Raw genomic sequence first — 23,327 nt, 5'->3', positions numbered from 1 at the left:
CTATGCTGCTAGGCTTTTATTTTTCATTATCGAGCTGAACTGTACGAAAAAGGACGCTTGTTCAGGTTTCGTTAATGAGATTCAGCCTATGTTATGAATCATTCGTCTTCATCGAACATAACTTGTAACTTTTTGACTTTGGCGAGTGATTCAAAAAAGCGTACAATGCTGAAAAATTTAAACTTACCGCTCATATCGGGGTCAGTTACTGTTCGAAGGCATGAATTTTGTATTGCTTTTGGACGATTGAAATCTAATTAGCACAACGCGCTTTGCATACTGCGCGTTATTTATGCAGCGATGTCTAGTCGAGGGTCGACAACAAAACACTATGGAACATTTAGTTGAGATAGATAATTTAACCTTTAGTCGGGGCGACCGCGTTATTTACGACGGCATAACGCTTAACGTACCTAAAGGAAAAATCACTGCAGTTATGGGGCCTAGCGGGATTGGTAAAACCACCCTGTTGCGCTTAATCGGCGGGCAGTTGATTCCAGACGAGGGCGATATTCTTTTTGATAAAGAATCTATTGTGTCTATGTCTCGCAAGGCACTTTACAAAGCGCGGCGTAAAATGAGCATGTTGTTTCAAAGCGGCGCGCTGTTTACTGACATGACCGTGTTCGACAATGTCGCTTTTCCACTTAAAGAGCACACCAACTTATCCGATGACGTCATTGCTACCATTGTTGCATTAAAGCTACAGGCAGTGGGCCTTCGTGGCGCTGCCGATTTAATGCCAAGTGAATTGTCTGGAGGCATGGCAAGGCGTGCTGCGTTAGCACGGGCCATCGCGTTAGACCCCGACCTTATTATGTACGACGAACCCTTCGCAGGCCAAGATCCTATTTCTATGGGCGTACTGGTAAAGCTAATTCGCGAGCTCAACGATGCCCTAAACTTGACTAGCATTGTGGTAACCCACGATGTGAAAGAGGTACTGACTATTGCCGACTATATTTATATTTTGGCTGACAAGCGAGTAATTGGGGAAGGAACCGCTCAACAAATTAGAGACAGCGATTCCGAACTGGTACAGCAGTTTTTGAACGGAAAAGCCGATGGGCCTGTTCCTTTTCATTATCCTGCGCCAGAGCTAGAAAAGAGTTTCTTGGGAGAGCGTAAATGAGGTTCTTGCAGTCTTTAGGCGCTTCTACTATTTCAAAATTGACCGCTATCGGGCGGGCGACATTAATGCTTTTCGGTGCGTTAGTGGCTGTGCCTCGGGTAAAAAATATCCCTCTGGTGATACAGCAGCTCTACGTGGTGGGCGTGCAATCTCTGCTAATCATTATGGTTTCGGGTTTGTTCATCGGCATGGTAATGGCTTTACAAGGCTATACCATCTTAGTGGACTACGGCGCTGAGGGAAGCCTTGGGCCCATGGTCGCGTTGTCCTTGTTACGAGAGCTTGGTCCTGTAGTGACGGCCTTGCTGTTTGCTGGGCGCGCAGGTTCTGCGTTAACCGCAGAGATTGGGTTAATGAAAGCGACTGAACAGTTAAGCAGCCTTGAGATGATGGCCGTAGACCCCTTGCGCAGAATAGTCGCTCCGCGATTTTGGGCTGGCATGCTCGCTATGCCAATGTTAGCGGTCATTTTCAGTGCTATCGGTATTTTGGGCGGACACTTAGTGGGTGTTGATTGGCTAGGCGTAGATTCAGGCAGCTACTGGTCTATCATGCAGTCCACGGTAGATTGGAACCAAGACGTTATTAACGGCGTAATAAAGAGTGTCGTGTTCGCCTTGGTGGTGACGTGGATTGCCATATTTAAAGGTTACGATTCTATTCCTACATCGGAAGGGATCAGCAAAGCGACTACTGAAACAGTGGTCTATTCATCATTAGCAGTATTGGGGCTGGATTTCGTGCTAACCGCCCTCATGTTTGGTATCGAGTAGAGGATAGAATGAACAAGTATAAAACGGAAGTCATGGTAGGGTTCTTCGTTGCCCTTACTATTAGCGCATTACTGTTATTGGCACTGAAAGTTGCCGAGCAGTCTGTTGCCACTGAAGGCGACAGTTATACCCTTTACGCAAAATTCGACAACATTGGTGGCTTAAAAGCACGTTCTGCGGTGAAAGTGGGCGGCGTCACAGTGGGAAGAGTTTCTTCCATTACGCTAGATAAAGACGATTTCACCCCAATAGTAGAGTTGTCCATTCTTAAGCAGTACAACGGCTTTCCTGAGACAAGTTCAGTATCAATATTGACGTCTGGTTTACTTGGCGAGCAATACGTTGGTTTCCAGCCTGGGTTTTCGTTTGATGGCGTGGCAGATTTGCAAGACGGTGATTATTTACAAGACACCAAATCAGCATTAGTGCTTGAAGACCTCATCGGCCAGTTTTTATTCAATCGCGATAGCGACGAATAGAGTAGAAGATTATTAAAAATTTATCAGGAGCGCGGGTGAAACTTATTAAGCATCAGTCCGGTCTGCTGTATAGCATGTTTTTGTTAGGAGAATTACGTTGAAAAAATTAATCGCCATATTAGGTATGGTTGTATTGTCGTTATCGAGCGCCGTAAGTGCACAAGAGGTAGACGAGCAAAATCCCTATAAATTAGTTCATGGTGTAGCTAACACTACCTTCGAGCGTATTAAGGCCAATCAGTCTGAAATACAAGCTGACCCTGAAATGCTGCGCACAATTATGCAAGAAGAATTGGTGCCTCATATCGACTATAAATTTGCTGCATTTATGGTGTTGGGCAAACATTTTAAGTCAGTGCCTAAAGAAAAAATGGGCGAGTACATCAGTGTGTTCCGTCAGTATCTTGTGACTACCTACGCGGTAGCAATGGGATATTATGATAACCAAGAAGTGATTTTTGAGCCTGAGTCAGACTTCTCTAAAGAAAAGTCAGTTACGGTACGTGCTGTGGTAAAAGATCCTACCCGTCCAGATATCAAAATTGCGTTTAAAGTGCGCAGAGATAGCAAAACCAATGAGTGGAAAGCTTACGACATGGTTGCTGAAGGTATCAGCATGCTGAACAGCAAGCGCAGTGAGTTTGAGTCTATCTTACGCACAGACGGTATTGACGCGGTTATCTCGCTAATGCGAGAAAAAATTGGCAAGCCGGTAGAACTCAAAGCCGGCGAATCTATCGACATTGACGGAGAGTCTGTGTGAGCCTTTTCGACGTTGGCAAAAACGGAGATATTGTCGTTCACGGAAATTTAGACCGTGACACACTCTCTACGAACTTTTGGCAGCGTCTTAGTTCACAGCAGCAAGACAGCCTGAAAAACGCAGGCACTTGTACCGTTGACCTAGGCGATGTAGAGCGGGTGGATAGTGCTGGATTAGCTTGGCTAATAAATGCCGTTAGGGATACGAACCAAAACGGTGTTAGCATGGTCATACAGCATATGCCTGTTAAGCTTCACAAGCTTGCTAAAATAAGCGATGTAGATAGCTTTTTGCCGGTAAAATAACGCCAATTTTTAAGATTAAAGAAGTACATTATGGAATTGTCAGAAATCGAAAGCATTTTGAAGGACGCATTAGACCTTCACGAAGTTCATGTAAAAGCCGAAGGCTCTCATTTTAATATCATTGCCGTTAGTGATGCCTTTAACGAAATGAGCCGTGTTAAACGCCAGCAAGCTGTTTATGCGCCGCTTGCCGATAAAATCGCAGACGGTTCAATGCATGCGATTTCAATCAAAACTTTTTCAGTGAAAGACTGGGAGCGCGAGCGCCAGTTTAATATTCCTCAGTAATAGGCGCTTTTCGTGGATAAACTTGTTATTAAAAAGAGTCCTGCTCTTAACGGAACAGTGCGAATTTCTGGTGCCAAAAATGCGGCTTTACCGCTACTGATGACCAGTCTGCTGACAGACTCTCCATGCCGTTATACCAACGTGCCTCGCCTCAGAGATATTAATACAACAACGGCGTTACTGCGGGAGCTTGGCGTTGAAGTAGCTCAGCCATCTCCTAACGACGTGTTAATCGATTCAAGCACACTTGAGAGTGTGACGGCGTCTTACGACCTTGTACGTACTATGCGTGCATCTATTTTGGTGCTTGGGCCTTTGCTGGCTAAACAGGGTAAGGCAAACGTGTCTTTGCCCGGTGGATGTGCCATTGGCGCCCGTCCGGTGAACCTTCATCTTACTGGCCTTGAGAAAATGGGCGCTATTATTGAGGTAGAAGAAGGCTATATTCGTGCCCATGTAGACGGTCGTTTAAAAGGTGCCCGTATCTTTATGGATATGGTCAGCGTAGGCGCAACTGAAAACCTTCTTATGGCGGCAGCACTGGCAGACGGTACGTCTATCCTAGAAAATGCTGCAAGAGAGCCTGAAATTGTTGACCTCGCCAACTGCCTCATTCAAATGGGCGCTAAAATCAAAGGTGCAGGGACTGACAAAATTACCGTTGAAGGCGTAGAAACCCTAAATGGTTGTGATTATGCCGTGCTTCCAGATCGCATTGAAACAGGTACGTTCTTAGTGGCAGCGGCAGCGACAGGCGGTAAAGTGCGCTGTACGCATGCGGCTCCAGATACTCTCGATGCCATTATTGACAAGCTTGAACAAGCCGGTGCTCACATTACTGTTGGTGAGAATTGGATAGAGCTTGATATGAAAGGCCAAAAGCCAAAAGCGGTTAGAGTGAAAACTGCACCTCATCCTGCATTTCCAACAGATATGCAGGCGCAATTTGTTACGCTTAACTGCGTTGCCGAGGGCACGGGTGTTATTACAGAAACTATTTTCGAAAATCGCTTTATGCATGTGCCTGAGTTACAGCGAATGGGCGCTGAAATAGCACTTGAAGCGAATTCTGCGGTATCTAAAGGAAGCTCAGTACTCAAAGGGGCGCCAGTAATGGCCACCGACTTACGTGCGTCAGCAAGTTTAGTGATTGCCGGGCTTATTGCAGAGGGTGAGACTCACGTTAATCGTATTTATCACCTAGATAGAGGCTATGAAGCCATTGAAGAAAAGCTGGGCGGCCTTGGCGCTATCATCGAGCGCATAAAGGAATAGAAAGTAAAGGAATACAGTGCAGAGTAACAGAACACAGCTACTGCTCTGCGGAACAGACATAAAAAAAGCGCCTAAGGCGCTTTTTTTATGTCTGTTTGTTTCTTATGTTTACTGACCCGTACGAAGTTCAGCCACGGTAGCAGTTAAGATCATCGATTTTTCATTGCGACTAATTTCAATTTCAAGCTTGGTGCCAGGCTCTGTCTCAGCAATCATATCCAGAGTTTTTGATGCACTTTCTGCTCTTACGCCGTCAATAGACAGAATAATATCCCCAGGTTGTAATCCTGCGGTATCGGCAGGACTGCCCTTAGCGACAGCAGTAACGTCAATACCCAGTATGCCAGCTAGGTTACGCCTTTCACTGCCAATAAAGCCAAGCTGCCCGCGAATAACCCTGCCGTTGCTAATAATTTCATCCATTACTCGCTTCGCCAATTCATAAGGAACCGCAAAGTTAATTCCATCGACGTTTCGTACTCTATTTCGCGAGTCTCTTACTTGAAAGTTAGCATTGGTTATTCCTAACAGAATACCGTTACTGTCAACAAGTGCACCGCCAGAATTACCCTGGTTCAAAACGGCGTCGGTTTGAATGAAATCGACATAGTTCGATAGTCCATTGCGGCCAGCACGACTCACAATGCCTTGTGTAATAGTTTGACCAAGGTCGAAAGGATTACCGATGGCCATTACCACATCACCAACGTGTGTATCGGGTTCGGCAACTTGTGGAATGATATTAAGGCCTTCTGCGGTGACTTTTAATACCGCGAGGTCAGTAAGCGGATCGTTGCCCACTATCTGTGCTTCTAGCACTCGCCCGTCTTGAACGGCAACATAAATACTGTCTGCATTTTCCACCACGTGATGGCAGGTAAGGATATAGCCGTTCTCGGTCATTATCACACCAGAGCCCAAGCTTGCTCGCTCACGAGGTTGATTTCTAAATAGGCCCGCATCAGTTTCTATGCTTACGCTATATATATTGACCACAGCTGGCGCCGAACGACTCAGTGATGCGAAGTAGCTTTCTCTACTTGCGCTTACCGAGGGCTCTGTAAACAGGCCGTTAGTAAATCCGTTACCCTGACGTAAATCGGGCAAGAATAAGAGTAGGAGCGCTGCTACTGCGGCACCAAGAACAACAGATTTGATGAAAAAACGGATAATTGAGCGGCTTGTCACTGGTCACACTTTTTTGTTAGTTAGCACGGTGTTCTTTTATCGTCAGCACATTTGTCGTTATGGGTTAAGTGTCAAAAACAGTTTTCCATTAACTCAATGCCTCACCGATACGAGAAACAGCTATTTATTATAACTTGTGGAACGAGGATATCATTTTATTTACTAAACTACTCTAACCCAAATTATTTTTTATATATCCGTGAGGAGAGGGGGAATGAAAGAAATACTAGAGACGAAAACAGCGCCCTTAGGCGCTGCTTTAAGTACTCAATGATCATTTTATGAAGAAAAATGTTCTCAAATCACAGTACATCGAGAGATGTTTATTGGCGAATCACCAAATACAAGGTTGAATTGCCACGTTTCACATTAAGTGCTATTACCCCTTTTGCTTCGTCAAGGGCATTGCGGAAATCTGCTACACTTGCTACGCGAACGCGGTTCACACCAATTATGACATCATCAGACTGTAAGCCGATGCGAGCAGCAGGTGCGCCTCGTTCGATTTCAGAAACAATGACACCTGCATTTCCAGCACCATCGCTACCGTTTGTCAGCGTCGCACCCTCTAGTGCAGGATGAATTTGCGCTGCGGTGACTGTTTGTTCTGTGGCGTCGTCTAAGGTGACATCCACGCTCATTTCATCGCCTTTGCGCATCACAGTTAGTTCAACTTCCGCTCCCGCGCCCATACTCGCGATTTTCGCGCGCAACTCTTGGAAGCTATTGATTTTTCTACCATTAATAGCGGTGATAATGTCGCCAGCTTGAAGGCCTGCATCTTCGGCTGCCGATTCTGGCTGAACTTCGCTAACAAATGCGCCAAGATTAACTTCGGCATTCATGGCTTCAGCAAGGCCAGCGTCAATATCACTACCTAGTATGCCAAGTAGACCACGACGCACTTCGCCGAACTCTGCAATTTGGTCTACTAAGCTTTTCATCATATTGGCAGGAATGGCAAAACCAATACCTACATTGCCACCATTAGGGCCAAATATAGCAGTGTTAATACCCACAAGTTCGCCATGAAGGTTTACAAGGGCTCCACCAGAGTTACCGCGGTTAATAGCTGCATCGGTTTGAATAAAATCTTCGTAGCCGCCAATGTTTAACCCAGAACGTCCCAGCGCGCTCACTATACCCGAGGTCACAGTTTGAGATAGCCCAAATGGATTACCGATTGCTACCACGAAATCGCCCACTCTAGCTGCATCAGAGTCAGCTAAGGGGAGTGCTTTTAGGTTATCGGGATCGATTTTGAGAAGGGCAATGTCGCTTTGCTCGTCAGCGCCAAGTTTCTTGGCAGTGAACTCTCGACCGTCCGTTAACTTAACCGTGATTTCGTCAGCGTTATCAACAACGTGATTATTCGTTACCACGTAGCCTTTTTCAGCGTCTATTATTACGCCCGAGCCGAGCCCTCTAAAAGGACGTTCTTGTGCTTGTTCTTGCGGTGCGCCAAAAAAGTAGCGGAACATTTCAGGCACCCGTTGACGAGATGTTTGCGTTCCCTCAACAGCAATACTTACTACAGCAGGCGTGGCCTCTTCGAGCATGGGGGCTAAAGAGGGCACTTCTGCTTTTTTATCAGAAAAGAAAGGCAACGCCGCTTGCGTAGTAGCGGTAAAGCCTAATGAACTTGCTACAACGGCTGACGCCAAAACACAATGGCGGAAAGACATTTTCATGTTCGGTTACACTCCTTAATATTATATGCAATAAAGCATGGTCTCACTCAAAGAGTCTGCGGCCTTTCAAAAGTTCCCGATGTTACTGTTTTTCTGCGGTATTCTTACCAGAATCGCCGACGAACAGCCCAGAACCTGAATTTGCAAAGTCTTTTGGCTGAGTGTCTGAAACACGTTTAACCTTCGACCCATCAGACCCTTTTAAGTTATTTCGAAGATAAGTTGTTGCTTGTTCCCCATAAAAAGGGACATTGCTTTCATTATCATCGCCGCTTTGATCAAGCAGCGTCTCATACTCTTCAAGTTGTTGCTTTAATATATCGCACTGACCTTCAATACTTTCAAGGCTTTGACGCGTTTGATGTATATGGTGTTGCGCTTGCTGTGCAAGGATCTCTTTTACTTGCTTCTCTGTTTGTGCAGCATTACCTGCTCCTTTTTTCGACTGAGCAAAACGACCGACAAAAAAGCCGATAATTAAGCCGACGACTAACAACGCAAGAGATACTAACAATTCCATTATATTCTCCGAATCAATCTACATCCCACAGCACAACCATTGATACGTGGGTTTTGCTGCTTTCGACCAAAGCTTGAATATAGCAAGGTCGAACCTGAAAAGCGCATTGTTCGTAAACATTAATTCTGATGGTTACGAGATAGCGCACTGTGAACGAGTGATTCTACCGTGATTTTCATTAAAATTAAGGTCATAATTAAGAAATTCAAGCAGGTCGGTGCAGCGTGCACCACTATTGACATTCGTATGGAGTGATTTTTGGCGATGACGCCCTGGGAAAAATATCAGCAAGATCTCGAATTAGCCGATTTTCATTACGACGCAGCGCAAGAAACTGCCGTGAAAGAGCTTCAACGTTTATACGATGAACTTACTCAACCAGAAAGTAAAGCGAACTGGCGAAGCAAGTTAAAAGCGGCCTTTGGTAAAGAGGATGCTCAGACGGATATCAAAGGTATTTATTTTTACGGCGGCGTGGGTCGGGGTAAAACCTACCTTGTAGACACCTTTTATGAGTGTTTACCCTTTGAGCGTAAAATGCGTGTGCATTTCCACCGCTTTATGCACCGAATTCACGACGAGTTAAAATTGCTGAATAATGCACAAGACCCGCTTAAAACGATTGCGCTTAAAATTGCCAAAGAAGCGCGGGTTATATGTTTTGATGAGTTTTTTGTGTCAGATATTACTGATGCCATGATACTCGGGACTTTAATGGAAGAATTGTTTGGTCACGGTATTGTACTGGTGGCAACCTCTAACATCATTCCCGACGAGCTTTATAAAAACGGGCTGCAGAGAGCACGCTTTTTACCAGCGATAGATTTGCTAAACCAAAACACTAACGTGGTGAATGTAGATAGCGGCATTGACTACCGATTAAGAACGCTTGAACAAGCTGAAATTTATCATTATCCACTCGATGCGCAAGCAACGGAAAATCTGAATAATTACTTTACCCAACTTGCGCCAGAAGCAGGTACACAAAACGAAGATATAGATGTCAATCATCGTCAAATTCCCACAATGAGAAACGCTGATGGCGTCCTCATGATTGAGTTTAGCAGTTTATGCAAAGGGCCGCGAAGCCAAAGCGACTACATAGAGCTTAGCCGCTGTTATCACTCAGTATTGTTAGCTAACGTTGAACAAATGGGGCAGGGAACGGATGATGTGGCAAGGCGATTTATTGCCATGGTTGATGAATTTTATGAGCGAAACGTTAAGTTAATCATTTCAGCACAGGTTGCGTTAGAAGAACTCTATACAGAGGGTCTGTTAAGCTTCGAGTTTAGACGCTGTTTAAGTAGGCTAAAAGAAATGCAATCTCATGAATACCTAGCTACCGAGCACCTTCCATAGTGCACACTGGATAAAGTAAAACGCTATAAACACTGTATTGTTGTGCATAAACTAGGTAGAATTTTACAATATTTATCTGCGTTTCGCGTGTCGAAGCGACACGTATTGCTAACCAATTTAGTGTATTGGTGACGACAGACGCAGCAACCCGATAAAATACGCAAAGTTGCACTGAAATTGCGAGGAAGAGAATCTTAAGATGGGAAGAGCATTCGAAGTAAGAAAAAACGCCATGGCAAAAACCGCTGGCGCGAAAACCAAGGTTTACTCTAAATACGGTAAAGAAATTTATGTGTGCGCCAAAAATGGCGGAACCGATCCTGACACAAACCTGTCGCTGCGTCGGTTGATGGAAAAAGCTAAAAAAGACCAAGTGCCTGGCCATGTTATAGACAAGGCTATAGACAAAGCTGCGGGCGGCGTTGGAGAAGATTTTCAGCCAATGCGCTATGAAGGCTTCGGGCCTGGTAACTGTATGGTTATCGTCGATTGCTTGTCTGACAACGCTAACCGTACTATCACTGAAGTGCGTAATTGTTTTACTAAAACCAATGCAAAACTTGGTGCGCAAGGTGCGGTTTCACACATGTTTGACCACCAAGCTGTGTTCCAGTTTGAAGGTAACGACGAAGACGCTATTTTAGAAGTATTGATGGAAGCCGACGTAGACGTTACTGACGTGGAAGTAGACGATGGCAAGGTAACGGTATACGCGCCACATACTGAGTTCTACCAGGTTAAAACTGCGCTTACAGAAGCGTACCCAGATATTAACTTTCTAGCTGATGAAATGAGCTGGATGCCTCAAACAGAAACACAAATCAGCGAAGATGATATGCCAATGTTTGAAAAGTTCATGGACATGCTTAACGACTGTGACGATGTTCAAGACGTTTATCACAACGCAATAACACCTAATTAACTGTTCACAGTTGTTCACAGTAATTAAGTTGTTTAACGGCTTTTTTAAACTTTTATTGAAAATAAGCTGTTTAACAAATCGTAAAAGAAAAAATATAATGCGAGTCTAATAAACCATACACCTTCGAGCCTTACAAAAGTTGTAAGGCTTGTTTTACATCTTCGCATAGTGCGAAGTTCAGTCATTTAACTTAATTGAAATAGTATCGCATTCTCACTATTTATGCATTGCTCTCCCATTTCGGGACTTAAGTATTGATAGTGTGTTTACTGCTTGCACCGAGCTTTTATCATCAGCCACTTCTCAAAGGTTCTTTAAGCAGTTCGCTGTTAGCATGCGGCAAATGTCTTTGTATAAATGACGGGCAGACAGCAGTCTTGATGAATATCTGTTGATCTCGAATATTTTGATTATTTTTAAATTAAGCTCTGCAAGTTTGCGGTCTAAGGCGATTTTCTCGTCTTGGCTTCGAAAGTCTTTTATAAGAATGTTAGATTTTCCAGCATTGCACAAATTACAAAGGATCTGAAGATTTGCGAGCTCATATTCAAGCGCGGGAAATTTGCTTCTTGGATACACATGGTCGACTTCGATACGTACCCCATCATCAGCAGCCCGATTACAACACATACAGTGCTGACCGTATTTATCAAAGGCTTTAAAACGAAGCGTTAGCCAACGCTTCGTGTTGTAAAAAGATACGCTCTTAGACGTTACTTCCTCTAGCTGCGATTGACATCGAAAAATACGCACGGGCTGGTGAGGTGAAATGATCGTTACTACAGATATTGGCGTGTTTTCATGTAACATCAAAAACTTATTTGTTGCATTGAGCGCACCAGATTCTCTCTTATATTTTCTTCTAGTGATTGTACTACCGGCGCGAAACGTAACGTGATGCAAAGCCATAAATATAACTCCCTAGTATGCGATAAAATTCCATTTGATTTGAGTATACTCGACAATGTTGCGGTTAACTCAAAGTCACCACTAAATAATCAAAAATAGGTTTTCTGATACTACAACTCAATTGTTTATCGAGTCGTATTAAAGTCAAGTTGAGACACTAGCCTAGGTGCTCTACTAAAAAGTCTATAAGAGTGCGCACACGCAATGGAAGAAATTGTGTATTGGGATAAATAGCATACAGCCCCATTCCGTACCATTTGTTACTGTCACGAAAGTGCTAGCGTGTGTACTGCATCTACTGGCAAATTTGCTATTTTCTGACTTGGGTTCGGTAATCACCTTTGGTTAAAAAGGGCCTCTATCAACATATCGATTTCATTGGCTACCATTAATTTTACTTGTTCAATTATCCATCTATCTACTATGATTCATTACGCTACATAACAGTGAAATTCGCTAGAGCGTACACTGTAAAGATTGCTCATAACGTTCTCATGGAAGAAAAATAGTGTATCGATTTTTTATTGTTCTATTACTCATAATATCTCCCCTGTTTGGAGCAGCTCACGAAGAGCGTATCGCAACAATAGAACGAGAACTTGCTAAGCTAGAGACGAACAGTTCGGCGCAACTGCCTTTGCTTATAGAGCTTGCGACCACCTACTTGTACAAAGATCCTAGTTTGGCCGAGAAGTATGCTTTAAAAGCGCTACCGATAAGTGTTCAAAGTGAGGATGACGTTAGCCGCTCGAGAGTTTCTCGATTACTTGGTATGGCAACCATGTATCAAGGTAAAAATGATGAGGCTTTCACTTATCTGAATCAGGCGGTTGCGGTGGCAACCACTACCGATGACCCCCATTTACTGTCTATTTGCAACCGTTCGCTCGGTGTTTTTTATGAGCTAACGGTAGATTACGACAACGCCATGAAGTTTTATATAGACGCGTTAAAATTTGCAAAAAAGAGCGACGATATTACCGATTTAGCAATGGTATACGGCAATTTAGGAAATGTGCTGAATTCTCAAGGCGACTTTAGCGAAGCAATAGATTATTTCCAAAAAGCCAAGAATATTCACAGGCAAACAAATAACGTAGAAATGGAGTTAAACATGACTGTTGGCCTTGGTGTGTCGTATCTCAGCTCGAATCAATTAGACAAAGCAAGAGAGTTACTGGAAGGTGTTTTAGCTAGCGATAGTCTTATCGTCAACTTTACCTACAGCGAGGCCAGTGTCAATTTAGCCCATGTTTATAAAGCGCAGGGACAGCACAAAAAAGCGATTGCAATGTATAAACATGTTATTGACGATCCTAAGGCGGGTTCTTACCCTCAGGCATTAGCGTCTGCATACCTTGGTTTAGCAGGGCTGTATGAAACGCTAGAACGATTCAACGATGCGCAGCGTTTGTATCAGCAGGGAATTAGCGTGGTAAAAAATAAGACGTCGGTAGAAAGTGAAATTGCGCTGTATGAAAGTGCTGCTATGTTACAACTCCAGCTCGGAAATTATGAAGAAGCAGCAAGAATTCAAGCTGAATATATCGAAAGGCGAAATACGATCCAACCTGTTACTCAATCAGGAATAATCAGAAAATTAGAAGCGCAGATTAAAAGTGAGAGGGAATCAATTAAATTACAGGAAAATTTACTTCAGCGAGAGCGTGAGGCACGTAATTCCTCGTTCTATTTATTTTCAGCTGTAGTCATCTCACTAATATGCGCACTATTGTTTCTCACATTATTATTGCGCAGACAAAAACTACTAAGGTTGGAGCATGCCAATGAGGTGTTAATAGATGCCTCTGAAACGGATTATCTAACTGGAATTGGCAATCGTCGTTACCTAGACCGTAAGTTTCGAAGTCAACGGGGCATTGATATAGATATGGCCTTTCTGTTACTAGATATCGATTATTTTAAAGCTATAAACGATACTCACGGTCACGATGCAGGTGATAAAGTGCTTGTTACGTTGGCTAATACACTTAAAGGGCAATGTCAAAGTGATGATGTTTTTGCCCGTATTGGGGGCGAAGAGTTTGTCATTATGACTTTCAACAAAAGTGAAGTTGACGCAATGGCGTTTGCTGAACGTTTGAGAGGGCACGTGGAGGCGATGATTCCACCAAGTGAATGCCCGCAAGATATAAGCGTTACGGTAAGTATAGGCGTTGCTATCGGAAGTATGAAATGTGCTAAGTATGATGAGTTATACAAGCAGGCCGATTTAGCGTTGTACCAAGCTAAAACTCTTGGTCGAAATCAGGTTAAGCTGCATAAGGCGCCTTAGTTAAAAGGCATATTTCAATAGGGTAATCGTTCTCTGATATACATACTGACAGCACAACAAGTGGTTCTCGCTGTGCCGTCACTCATGGCTCTTTAGAGAAGAGTTAACGAGCCATATTAGGTGTTATTAATACGTAGTCGACGACTACGGATTAATTTTTACTAACCAGTTATGTGTATCTTCTGCCTTGCCCCACTGTATGTCGTTCAGCGCTTGACGAAGCTTCATAGTAACGGGGCCTGCCTCGCCGTTACCTACTTGATACTCTTTTTCGTTGTGAATAAGTGTGCCCACAGGCGTTAGCACTGCCGCTGTGCCAGATAGAGCAGCCTCTGCGCCAGGCTTGGCTGCACGTTCTAGCAATTCACTCACCGTAAGCTCTCTTTCGCTTACCGTCATGCCATGGTCTTTTGCTAGTTGTAGAACTGTCGCGCGAGTTACACCGTGCAGGAAGCTAGAATCTAGGCCTTTGGTGATGATTTCGTTGCCATCGATAAGTAAGAAATTTGCCGCGCCAGTTTCCTGTACGTCACCATTTGGGCAAAACAGAATTTGATCGGCCTGCACTTCTTCTCTCGCCTTTAGGATAGGCGGTAATGCACTGGCGTAGTTACCACCACTTTTTACCATACCCATGTGCGGCGCACAGCGTATACCCGTTTCGTCTAGCAAAAGACGAAGCGGCTTTAAACCACCGGCAAAATAATCACCAACGGGTGATAAAAGCACGTATAGCATTGATGTGGCCGACGGTGCGGCTGCTTTACCAATAGACGCTTCAGTACCTACATGCGTTGGGCGAATATACATTGAACCAGGAGGCTCTGGCACCTCCAAGCTGTACTTCGATACCACGTCGATAATCATTGCTTCTACTTGCGCTTTATCTATCTCAGGCAAGTTGAGCAAACGACTGCTTTGCGCAAAGCGTTCGATATTTTTGTCCATACGAAAAATGTTAATACTGCCATCTTCGTGCTTAAACGCCTTAAGACCCTCAAAGCATGTGCTCGAGTAGTGAAGAACATGCGCGCCAGGATGCATTTGTATGGCGTCTGAATTGACAAACTCAGTCTCAGACCATGCGTCGTTTTCAAAGCGGGTAAGCGCCATTTCAGGCATGAATACGGTACCGAATACGGCCATTGGGGTTTCCTGTTTATGTGTTCTCAAAAATACTGCGGTGAGTTTATCAAAAATTACCCTGTTTGCTAAAAGAATGTGCAAAAGGAAATTATCTTTGTCATGTGAATTGTAAACTTAAGCGTTGGCCTTTCTCGACACAAAGAAAAGGCCCTATGCTTTTATGAAGCTAGGGCCTTAAGATGAAAGCGCTTAAAATACTAGCGCTTTTACATGCTGAAGCCGACGGGCATACTGTGGCTTTCCGCTTATCCACAGTATTACCGCGTATTTAGGCCTACTAAAGCAGACTAAAGCGCTCTAAAGTGCACTAAAGGACAGCGCCGTGAATATCCAGTTCTACCAGAGGAGAGTCTAGAGAGGCCGCGAATGCAGCTACCTTCTCTCGCTGAGTATTACCGTCGCCCGCAACAACGTAAATCATGGCTGGCTCTTGTATATACTGCTCGATTACCCGATGCACCTCATCTAAGTTGGCATCTAGCGCATAGTTTTGCTGTAGCTCTACGTAATTAGAAGGGCGATTGTATTCGCTGATTTCCTCTAGCATACGTAGCTTGCTTCTTAGTGTTTCAAACGCTCGCGCATTGCCCTTAATCACCATGTTTTGCATGACAGACAAATCTTCCTCGTTAAACGTATCTTTGTAATCACCCACAAGACGTTTAAATTCCTCTAACGATTCTTTAGTTACATTGCTTCTCACCTGCGAACTTGCAATAAATGCTGAATGATAAGGGCCACCTCTTACATATGAATATGCGCCGTAGGTGAAACCTTTCTCAATTCTCAATGTTTGGGCTAAACGCCCGCTAATGCCACCGCCAAGAGATGTGTTGGCATATTCAATGGGATAAATATCGTCGTTTTGTGCATTTGGAAGCAGCTTGCCCATATAGATAACCGATTGCTTTGCATCTGGAATATCAATAAAGAATACGCGGCTATCTGTCGATGTAACGGCAGGTTTTAGGTTAGGTAGTGAACCCGTTGCGCCAGACCAATCGCTGAACGAGGAGAGCGCGGCAATTACCGATGCTTTATTTACCGCACCCACACTGTGGTATTGGCTACCTCGTGGCTTGATGTTGGTTGCGTAATAGGCTTCAACATCTTCCAGCGTAATACTTTCTATACTGGTAAGTGTTCCACCCGTGGCAATGCCTAGCGGATGTTCATCACCGTAAAGTTTGGTAGAGAAAACGTTGAATGCTGTGCGCGATGGGTTACTTAAGCTCTGCTTGATGTTCGTCAGCTGAGCTTGTTTTATTCTATCGAAATCAGCTTGTTTAAAGGCAGGCATGGTGAGCATTTCAGAGACCAACGCCATTGTCTCGCGGTAGTTTTTAGCGAGCACACTTCCTCGAAGCGTAATATCGTATTTCGATGCACTTACGTTAACCGACGCACCAAGCAGACCAAGTGCTTGTTCAAACTCTGCCGCCGTTCTTTTTTCAGTACCCTCAAATAACATATCGGCAAGTAGTGCTGATGTGCCTTCTTTACCGCTTGCGTCTAACAGCTGGCCGCCTGGAAAGCGCATGCTGAAATTCACTAATGGCAGCTCGGTATCTTCAATACCATAAGCATTAATACCTAACTTAGTAGTATGCTGCCACACATCGGGTACGTTAATAGCAGGCAAGTCTGTGAGTGCGGGTTCACTGCGATCGTTTTTCGTCTTAGTGCGTTTGAATACGACGTTATCAGACTCGTTAAACTCCTTTTCCGCCCCTTCTATAATTTGCTCTTCAACCACATTTGCCTTGGTGGCGATGTCCATAGCAAGTTGAACTTCGCCTTTAGGAACGAAGTTGGTAATAACGGCGGGCTTGTTTAGTACATATTTGCTAAATACACGCATGATATCTTCGGTAGTCACACTGTTAATCTGTGCGATTTCAGTAGTATAAAAATCAGGAGATTGTGCATACTCATTGTATATCCCAAGCTGAAGGGACTTGTTCAGGATGCTTTCAAACTGTTCATAAAACGCGGTTTCGGTTTGCGCGCGTATGCGAGTCAGTTGTGCATCGGTAACGCCTTTCTCTTTGAAAGTGGCTAAACCTTGTTCAATAAGGGCATGGACTTCATCTAACGGTTGGCCTGAATTTGCCCGTACTCGCAATGTGAATGTTCCAGCAACTTCCTGGGCAGAGTGATAAGCAGAAACATTTGGAGCCACTTGCTTTTCAGTCACGAGTAACTCGTATAGCGGTGTGTCTTTAGACCCTGCCAGTAATTCGCCAAGCATATCAAGGGCGTATGCATCAGGGTGATATTGCTCAACAGTAGGTAATGTAATTCTAATTTCAGGAAGGCGCGCAAAATTATCTTCATGTACCAGAGTAATATCGCTGTCTAATGACACTGGCATAGGCTTTATCGGAGCCACCGACTTGCCGGCATCAATTTCGCCAAACCAATAAGCCACTTTTTCTTTTGTCGCTTCAATGTCGATATCACCAGCAATCACTAGCGTTACGTTCGATGGGGTATAAAACTCGTTATAAAAGCCTTTCACATCTTCCAGCGTAGCCGCCTGTAAGTCTTCTAAGTCGCCAATCACCGTCCAGCTATAAGGGTGTCCAGCGGGGTAAAGCGCTTTGCGAATAACGTGGTCGGTATGGCCGTAAGGGCGGTTATCCACACGCTGGCGTTTTTCATTCTTCACCACTTGTTTCTCGCGCTCAAGAGTCGGCTCGGTAACTGTATTGATCATAAAGCCTAAACGGTCTGAGTCTATCCAAAGCAGCTTATCAAACGCATCTTTTGGCACCACTTCGTAGTAAATAGTACCGTCACTCCAGGTTCCTCCATTTCGACTACCACCTAATTCAGGGATCATTTTGCGATTGGCGCCTTTAGGTACATTTTCAGAATCGTTAAAGGCCATGTGCTCAAAGAAGTGGGCAAATCCTGTTCTTCCAGGCTTTTCCCTGTTGGAGCCTACGTGTACCACAGTGGCAAGGGATACGATAGGATCAGATTTATCCTCATGTAGAATTACGGTTAAGCCGTTGTCTAACTGATATTTCTCGTAATCGATTTTAAGACCTGCTTCTTCGGCCTTCGTTTCTTTTTTTACACTTTCTTTTGAGGATGGTGCAGTAGGGGCACATGCGGTTACCGCCGTTGCCAAAGCAAAAATACCAAAGAGGTAAGTGCCTGCTTTCATGGAGTAAATCCTTTTTTAAGTGGATGCTAATCGCTCTACAATAGTAATTATTGGTGATGGGTACAAGTTGCTGGTGGTTTTAGAAATAGGCGAAAGTGCCTTTTTCGTAAAGTACAACTGACTGCATAAGTACAACAGCCAGCACCGTGTACCGACTAACTCTTATGATTGCCTATCCACCTAAGTTATTCGCGTACGGCTTTTCTTAGTGCTAGCGTAAGGTTATAAGCAAACGCTATTACTAAATACAATTACACGGAGAATGGTTACTGTGACAACATCAAAACAACTACTAACAAAAATTACTTCGCAAGGTCAGCTAGAAATTAACCTCGTTGACTCGAATATTCCTGAGCCAAAAGCGCACCAGGTTGTTGTTAAAATTGAAGCCACACCTATCAATCCGTCGGATATGTGGCCCATGTTTGGCCCTGCAAATTTGAATGAAGCCACCTTCGATGCAGACAAGGGACAGCTAACGGCACCCGTGCACCCTGGTTTACTACCTCGTATAAAATCCCGCTTAGATATGTCACTGCCTATCGGTAATGAAGGGGCTGGCGTAGTAGTAGCTGCCGGTGAAAGTGATGCGGCGCAGTCTATGATGGGTAAAACAGTCGCAGTGCTCTCGGGGGCGTGTTTTGCGCAGTACTGCTGCGTTCCGGTTCAAGCGTGTATCGTTCATAAAGAAGAAACTACGCCACAGCAAGCCGCGTCTTCATTTGTTAATCCGCTAACGGCATTGGGTATGGTAGAAACTATGCGCATGGAAGGTCATAGCGCATTAGTGCATACAGCAGCGGCCTCTAACTTAGGTATTATGCTTAACAAAATTTGTATTGCCGAAGGCGTGCCCTTGGTCAATATAGTACGTAAGCAGTCTCAAGCTGATTTACTCACTGAGATTGGCGCGAAATACGTGTGTAATTCGTCAAGCGATAGCTTTAAGAAAGACCTCTACAAAGCCATTGAAGAAACCGGTGCCACATTGGCGTTTGATGCCATTGGTGGAGGAGAGTTAGTTAGCGACATACTAACGGCAATGGAAGCGGTTGGAAGCAAGGACGCGGAAGGTTTTAATACCTACGGCTCAGATGCCAACAAACAAGTGTATATTTACGGTGGCCTAGACTTTTCACCTACTATATTAAACCGTGCTTACGGCATGACTTGGGGAATTGGCGGGTGGCTATTAATGCGTTTCTTAGGCAAGCTAGCCCCAGAAAAAGTGGGTGCGCTACATCATCGCGTGGCCAATGAAATTAACACCACGTTTAAAAGCGACTTTACCGACGTATTAAGCTTAGAAGAGGCATTGCAGCCTGAAAGAATAGCTCAATACAATGCAAAGAAAACCGGCGAGAAGTATTTAATTAATCCTCAGAAATAGGGTTTGTTGACAGCCTTGAGCGCATTAAGCTGAAACTAAAAGGCCTGAGTCCGATACAATATCGAAATCAGGCCTTGGTTGCCGCTTAGAAATGAGTCCAACTATTGGGGGTCACTTCACAATAGGTGGCTTTTTTATTTGGCCGCTAATTGCTTTTCTTTATAGTTAAAAGCTCTTTAGTACCGCCAAAGGCTTTCCATTAACGCTAAAGGCTTTCCATTAACGCTAAAGGCTTATCTGCAACGCTAATGGCTTCTCTGTAGCGCTAAAGGCTTCTCTGTAGCGCTAAAGGCTTTGTAACAGCAGCTAGAAGTTTATGAGCGTTTAAACTTAATGCACCGGCATACTACCGCTAAACTAAGTAAGAAAAAGCCTAAGCTTCCTCCGCCAGACGAATTGTTGCCAGAGCCTGGAACATCCGGAGTGACTGCGTCTATCAACGTATTTTCAACGGGAACAATATCTGGGTTGGTCACCGTTGCGCTATCTGTCACTACTACATCGGTAATAATCACCAAGTTGTCGCCTGTTACTTCAACATCATTACTCGCATCGGCGTTGGTATAGTCTTGCAGCGGAATAGAGTCCGCTGCGCCGCCTAAATTAAAACGTGGTAGGTCTTCAATAGCATCAAGTACCTCCATGCCGTTACCTAACACTTGGCCAAACACGGTAAACCCGCCATTTTGTACATCTAAGTTTGCGCTGTTGTCAGATAGATTGATAAACCATTGTGATGTGGCGCTATCTGGTGAACTGGCAAGCTTTGCCATTGCAATAGTGCCACGAACGTTAGATAACGTTGGTTCATTAATAACAGGTGTTCCTGTGGGCACGCTATCAAGAGGGAACATACCGTTATAAACAAAACCACCGCTTTGCGCGACAAAGCCTGGCTCTAAACGGTGTATCACTGTGTTCGCATAAGCACCTGAGTTTACATAGTCCAAAAAGTTCTCGACGGTTTCAGGAGTCTCTTCATCGAAAAGATTTATTTGAACGTTGCCTAGTGCGGTTCGTACCTCAACCACAGTGGCCTGTACTGTGCTGGCCATTATAAGACCTAGAACACCCATTACTCGTAAAGAGTTTGATTTAGCTAAAGTAAACATCAATTTATACGCTTATAGAAAAAATGAGAGCCTGATTCTACGGTAGAAGCCGAAACGAATACAAATAAAGATGAATCTGCATTTTTTCTCGTCAAAGGCGTTACCTAGTCGCTATTCATGTTGGCTTACTGTAGAATGCGCCGCGGAGTTGGCCAGGCAATCGCCGCTTTCGTAAGAAAGGGGAGGAAAGTCCGGGCTCCACAGGGCAGGGTGCCAGATAACGTCTGGGCGGCGCAAGCCGACGACAAGTGCAGCAGAGAGAAGACCGCCTAAGCATGTTTACATGCCGGTAAGGCTGAAAGGGTGCGGTAAGAGCGCACCGCACCTCTGGTAACAGAGTGTGGCGAGGTAAACTCCACCCGGAGCAAGACCAAATAGGATCCCTTAACGTGTGGCCCGCATGGGGATCGGGTAGGTTGCTTGAATCAGTGAGTAATTGCTGATCTAGAGGAATGGTTGCCCACGACAGAACCCGGCTTATCGGCCAACTCCACCTTTATTTTAAAAGTAAAAGGTTGTCAGTAACCTGTTTATACCTCCAGAACACAGCAGGCCGCACTGCCCAAAGCTTTACATATTTGGAAGGAGATTACCTTTCGGCAGACAGGGCAAACACATTCCACATGCCAATTACGGCCACTAGCGCACCCAATATACCCAAGTACTCAATTCCAAACGTGTTAATTACCAGCGCTGCTAGAAAAGCGCCTAAGCCTTGTCCCAAATACAGCATGGTGCCGTTAAGCGCGAATGCAATAGTTGTAGCAGCTCCTGCGTTTTGTGTCAGTTTTGCTTGAATAATAGGTAGTGAGGCAAACAAAGCCGCAGAACCAATTGCCATGGCAAGTAACAGCGTGAGTAAGGTAAACATTGCAAGGTCAAACAACATACCAATGCTGAATAAAACCTGTGTGATACAGGTTATGGTTAGCAAACACAAAAGTGCATTTCGCACTCCGAGCTTTGACAAACGAGCACCTAGCGGAAGGCCAACAATTCCGCCCACTCCAGTTGCAATTTGAACCCAACCTATACCTTGTCCATTTATATTGCTGGTTGCAGTTATCACGGGGCCAATAAATGAAACGGTCGAAAAAGTAGCAAAGAAAATGAGCATGCTGGTAATCATGAGGCGTGGATTGTCGCCAGACAGTGCCGACGAAAAATTGATAGATGAATTATTAACAGCCACAACATGGGGCGGGGCTAATAGAGCAATTGTAAGCAGTCCAACTGCCGAAATGGCTGCGGTAAACCCAAAGGCGGTTTGCCAACCAAATGCATCACCCAACATGCTTCCTAAAGGAATGCCAAGTAAAAAAGCGATAGTGTAGCCAACTAATACCGTAGAAATTGCAGAAGCGCGTTTATCCTCTGCCACCATAGTTACTGCAATTGTTGTGGCTAAAGGCAACGTTAAAGCCGCGAACATACCGGTGCCTAAACGCAAAAATAAAATGAAAGTAAAGCTTGTAGCAAATGCAGTGGCTGTATTGAGTACCGCAAGAATGAACATTACAAATACCAGCAGTTTTTTGCGGTTCATGTGCGAGGTTAAGCGCGCTAGAAAAGGTCCGCCGATGCCGCAAGATAACGCAAAAGCCGCTTGCAAATATCCAATTTCTGCAACCGTTACGCTAAGGTCGCTAGCGACTGGCGCAATTAAACCTAGAAGCACAAACGCACTGGTACCAAATGCAAAGGGAGCAAAACAAAGGGCAATCAAGCGAAAATTCAAATTTATCCCCTACGCTTTAAAAAGGACTAAGGTAAAGACAGTCAGTATGTGCACTTGGCTCTCTTCATTTGCTTTTCCACACTACTAACAAACAGATACTTTATCTACTTTTTTAACACTGACACTGCTTCTTTGTGAACTCCATGCAGCTGAGTGTTGGCGCGCAAAACTTGCAACTATGAATAGTGGCATGATTCTACTATTGCTTTTCTTACTTTATCGCCTAAGTTGAATTGACGATGAGTCTTTGGTTTTACAGCTTGGGCAAAGTGTGTAGTCAATATAACGCCCTAGTAATTAATTATGCGGAGAAAAAGTGCAAAATAGATGGCTCCCTTCTATCGTCGATGTTGAAGCAAGTGGTTTTGGGGCGGCGAGTTACCCCATTGAAGTCGGCATCGTGCGCTATGATGGTGCAAAGTGGTGTAAATTGATCCGCCCGTTTGATTCGTGGATCCACTGGGATGACAAAGCTGAACAACTGCACGGTATAACAAGAGAAATGCTTCACACTCGTGGAGTAGAACCTGTGAGAGTGTGTCACGAGCTTAATCACTTTTTAGGCAATACCATAGTATACAGCGACGGTTGGGTGGTTGATAATCCATGGCTGATCAAGCTGTATAGCGCCGCTCAGGTTGAGATGGCGTTCACGTGCAGGGCAATGGAATACATTTTGAGCGAGCCGCAGATGAACATGTGGCATGAGGTGAAGGATGATTTATCAGTTAATTTAGATACCCAGCGACATAGAGCTAGTGCCGACGCCTATTTAATTCAGCAAACGTTTTTACAAACTCAGATTAAGACCAGTAAAAAGACTCACCAGTCGTCCAAACAAAGTAAATAAAGGCAAGACAAAT

20 protein-coding genes, 1 other RNA gene and 1 pseudogene are annotated in these 23,327 nt (G+C 44.4%); 14 read left to right on the top strand and 8 right to left on the bottom strand.

Annotated features, from left to right (window positions below; genetic code table 11):
• The first annotated feature begins 331 nt into the window (after nt 1-331).
• The 7 genes from mlaF (at nt 332) to murA (ending at nt 5,015) form a co-directional block, all read left to right on the top strand.
• Nucleotides 332-1,132 (top strand): phospholipid ABC transporter ATP-binding protein MlaF, encoded by an 801-nt coding sequence (gene mlaF / locus V7R39_RS02385; protein ID WP_163107409.1) that lies wholly within the window; start codon nt 332-334, stop codon nt 1,130-1,132.
• Nucleotides 1,129-1,905 (top strand): lipid asymmetry maintenance ABC transporter permease subunit MlaE, encoded by a 777-nt coding sequence (gene mlaE / locus V7R39_RS02380; RefSeq protein ID WP_032096343.1) that lies wholly within the window; start codon nt 1,129-1,131, stop codon nt 1,903-1,905. Before mlaF ends, mlaE begins: the two co-directional genes overlap by 4 nt.
• Before the next feature lie 8 nt (nt 1,906-1,913).
• On the top strand, nt 1,914-2,384 hold the full coding sequence (gene mlaD / locus V7R39_RS02375; protein ID WP_334027768.1) for an outer membrane lipid asymmetry maintenance protein MlaD: 471 nt from the start codon (nt 1,914-1,916) through the stop codon (nt 2,382-2,384).
• Nucleotides 2,385-2,508: 124 nt separating this feature from the next.
• On the top strand, nt 2,509-3,147 hold the full coding sequence (locus V7R39_RS02370) for an MlaC/ttg2D family ABC transporter substrate-binding protein (protein WP_438823503.1): 639 nt from the start codon (nt 2,509-2,511) through the stop codon (nt 3,145-3,147).
• Nucleotides 3,144-3,452, top strand: a complete 309-nt coding sequence (locus V7R39_RS02365; RefSeq protein ID WP_334027764.1) for an STAS domain-containing protein — start codon at nt 3,144-3,146, stop codon at nt 3,450-3,452. The genes V7R39_RS02370 and V7R39_RS02365 overlap by 4 nt, the downstream gene beginning before the upstream one ends.
• A gap of 30 nt (nt 3,453-3,482) precedes the next feature.
• The gene (locus V7R39_RS02360) at nt 3,483-3,740 is read left to right on the top strand and encodes a BolA family protein (protein WP_032096347.1); all 258 of its coding nucleotides are present in this window, start codon (nt 3,483-3,485) and stop codon (nt 3,738-3,740) included.
• A gap of 12 nt (nt 3,741-3,752) precedes the next feature.
• A complete protein-coding gene (murA, locus tag V7R39_RS02355; protein WP_334027761.1) occupies nt 3,753-5,015 on the top strand; it encodes a UDP-N-acetylglucosamine 1-carboxyvinyltransferase in 1,263 nt (420 codons plus the stop codon).
• A gap of 108 nt (nt 5,016-5,123) precedes the next feature.
• Here the strand turns inward: murA and V7R39_RS02350 are convergent, their stop codons facing one another.
• The 3 genes from V7R39_RS02350 to V7R39_RS02340 form a co-directional block, all read right to left on the bottom strand.
• Nucleotides 5,124-6,203: a trypsin-like peptidase domain-containing protein gene (locus tag V7R39_RS02350; RefSeq protein ID WP_334027759.1), complete on the bottom strand. Its 1,080-nt coding sequence runs from the start codon at nt 6,201-6,203 to the stop codon at nt 5,124-5,126.
• 323 nt (nt 6,204-6,526) lie between these two features.
• Nucleotides 6,527-7,888: a DegQ family serine endoprotease gene (locus V7R39_RS02345; protein ID WP_334028142.1), complete on the bottom strand. Its 1,362-nt coding sequence runs from the start codon at nt 7,886-7,888 to the stop codon at nt 6,527-6,529.
• 88 nt (nt 7,889-7,976) lie between these two features.
• Complete coding sequence (locus tag V7R39_RS02340) at nt 7,977-8,414, bottom strand: ZapG family protein (RefSeq protein WP_334027757.1); 438 nt, start codon at nt 8,412-8,414, stop codon at nt 7,977-7,979.
• 264 nt (nt 8,415-8,678) lie between these two features.
• Here V7R39_RS02340 and zapE point away from each other — a divergent pair, with 264 nt between their 5' ends.
• Nucleotides 8,679-9,776, top strand: a complete 1,098-nt coding sequence (gene zapE, locus V7R39_RS02335; RefSeq protein ID WP_334028140.1) for a cell division protein ZapE — start codon at nt 8,679-8,681, stop codon at nt 9,774-9,776.
• Between the two features lie 199 nt (nt 9,777-9,975).
• Nucleotides 9,976-10,698 (top strand): YebC/PmpR family DNA-binding transcriptional regulator, encoded by a 723-nt coding sequence (locus tag V7R39_RS02330; protein WP_334027755.1) that lies wholly within the window; start codon nt 9,976-9,978, stop codon nt 10,696-10,698.
• A gap of 303 nt (nt 10,699-11,001) precedes the next feature.
• Here V7R39_RS02330 and V7R39_RS02325 read toward each other — a convergent pair whose 3' ends face one another.
• The gene (locus tag V7R39_RS02325; RefSeq protein WP_334027753.1) at nt 11,002-11,607 is read right to left on the bottom strand and encodes an HNH endonuclease; all 606 of its coding nucleotides are present in this window, start codon (nt 11,605-11,607) and stop codon (nt 11,002-11,004) included.
• A gap of 508 nt (nt 11,608-12,115) precedes the next feature.
• Between V7R39_RS02325 and V7R39_RS02320 the strand changes: the two genes are divergently transcribed.
• Entirely contained in the window at nt 12,116-13,903 is a 1,788-nt protein-coding gene (locus V7R39_RS02320; protein WP_334027751.1) for a diguanylate cyclase, read from the top strand.
• A gap of 144 nt (nt 13,904-14,047) precedes the next feature.
• On the opposite strand, the gene V7R39_RS02315 is transcribed toward V7R39_RS02320, so the two are convergent.
• Nucleotides 14,048-15,076, bottom strand: coding sequence for a branched-chain amino acid aminotransferase (locus V7R39_RS02315; protein ID WP_334027749.1), 1,029 nt, complete (start codon nt 15,074-15,076; stop codon nt 14,048-14,050).
• 280 nt (nt 15,077-15,356) lie between these two features.
• A complete protein-coding gene (locus tag V7R39_RS02310; RefSeq protein ID WP_334027747.1) occupies nt 15,357-18,224 on the bottom strand; it encodes a M16 family metallopeptidase in 2,868 nt (955 codons plus the stop codon).
• A 271-nt stretch (nt 18,225-18,495) separates the two neighbouring features.
• Here V7R39_RS02310 and V7R39_RS02305 point away from each other — a divergent pair, with 271 nt between their 5' ends.
• Nucleotides 18,496-19,614, top strand: coding sequence for a zinc-binding dehydrogenase (locus V7R39_RS02305; RefSeq protein ID WP_334027745.1), 1,119 nt, complete (start codon nt 18,496-18,498; stop codon nt 19,612-19,614).
• Nucleotides 19,602-19,703, top strand: a pseudogene (locus V7R39_RS02300) (IS3 family transposase); the annotation flags it as partial. The gene V7R39_RS02305 and the pseudogene V7R39_RS02300, both read left to right, overlap by 13 nt.
• A gap of 225 nt (nt 19,704-19,928) precedes the next feature.
• On the opposite strand, the gene V7R39_RS02295 reads toward V7R39_RS02300, so the two are convergent.
• A complete protein-coding gene (locus V7R39_RS02295) occupies nt 19,929-20,669 on the bottom strand; it encodes a peptidylprolyl isomerase (protein ID WP_334027743.1) in 741 nt (246 codons plus the stop codon).
• Nucleotides 20,670-20,870: 201 nt separating this feature from the next.
• On the opposite strand from V7R39_RS02295, the gene rnpB reads away from it, so the two are divergent.
• An RNA gene (gene rnpB / locus V7R39_RS02290) (RNase P RNA component class A) lies at nt 20,871-21,222 on the top strand.
• A gap of 93 nt (nt 21,223-21,315) precedes the next feature.
• Here the strand turns inward: rnpB and V7R39_RS02285 are convergent.
• A complete protein-coding gene (locus tag V7R39_RS02285) occupies nt 21,316-22,464 on the bottom strand; it encodes an MFS transporter (protein WP_334027741.1) in 1,149 nt (382 codons plus the stop codon).
• A gap of 316 nt (nt 22,465-22,780) precedes the next feature.
• On the opposite strand from V7R39_RS02285, the gene V7R39_RS02280 reads away from it, so the two are divergent.
• Complete coding sequence (locus V7R39_RS02280) at nt 22,781-23,314, top strand: 3'-5' exonuclease (protein WP_334027739.1); 534 nt, start codon at nt 22,781-22,783, stop codon at nt 23,312-23,314.
• The last annotated feature ends 13 nt before the right edge of the window (nt 23,315-23,327 follow it).

It is taken from the genome of Alteromonas sp. P256 (genome assembly GCF_036864455.1).
Lineage (GTDB): Bacteria > Pseudomonadota > Gammaproteobacteria > Enterobacterales > Alteromonadaceae > Alteromonas.
Note: the sequence above shows the minus strand (reverse complement) of the source record. Positions and strands in the feature narration are given on the sequence as shown.

Coding starts and splice junctions, on each gene's coding strand:
- mlaF (WP_163107409.1), top strand. CDS start 332: ATGGAACATTTAGTTGAGATAGATAATTTAACCTTTAGTCGGGGCGAC.
- mlaE (WP_032096343.1), top strand. CDS start 1,129: ATGAGGTTCTTGCAGTCTTTAGGCGCTTCTACTATTTCAAAATTGACC.
- mlaD (WP_334027768.1), top strand. CDS start 1,914: ATGAACAAGTATAAAACGGAAGTCATGGTAGGGTTCTTCGTTGCCCTT.
- V7R39_RS02370 (WP_438823503.1), top strand. CDS start 2,509: ATGGTTGTATTGTCGTTATCGAGCGCCGTAAGTGCACAAGAGGTAGAC.
- V7R39_RS02360 (WP_032096347.1), top strand. CDS start 3,483: ATGGAATTGTCAGAAATCGAAAGCATTTTGAAGGACGCATTAGACCTT.
- V7R39_RS02345 (WP_334028142.1), bottom strand. CDS start 7,888: ATGTCTTTCCGCCATTGTGTTTTGGCGTCAGCCGTTGTAGCAAGTTCA.
- V7R39_RS02340 (WP_334027757.1), bottom strand. CDS start 8,414: ATGGAATTGTTAGTATCTCTTGCGTTGTTAGTCGTCGGCTTAATTATC.
- zapE (WP_334028140.1), top strand. CDS start 8,679: ATGACGCCCTGGGAAAAATATCAGCAAGATCTCGAATTAGCCGATTTT.
- V7R39_RS02330 (WP_334027755.1), top strand. CDS start 9,976: ATGGGAAGAGCATTCGAAGTAAGAAAAAACGCCATGGCAAAAACCGCT.
- V7R39_RS02325 (WP_334027753.1), bottom strand. CDS start 11,607: ATGGCTTTGCATCACGTTACGTTTCGCGCCGGTAGTACAATCACTAGA.
- V7R39_RS02310 (WP_334027747.1), bottom strand. CDS start 18,224: ATGAAAGCAGGCACTTACCTCTTTGGTATTTTTGCTTTGGCAACGGCG.
- V7R39_RS02295 (WP_334027743.1), bottom strand. CDS start 20,669: ATGGCCAGCACAGTACAGGCCACTGTGGTTGAGGTACGAACCGCACTA.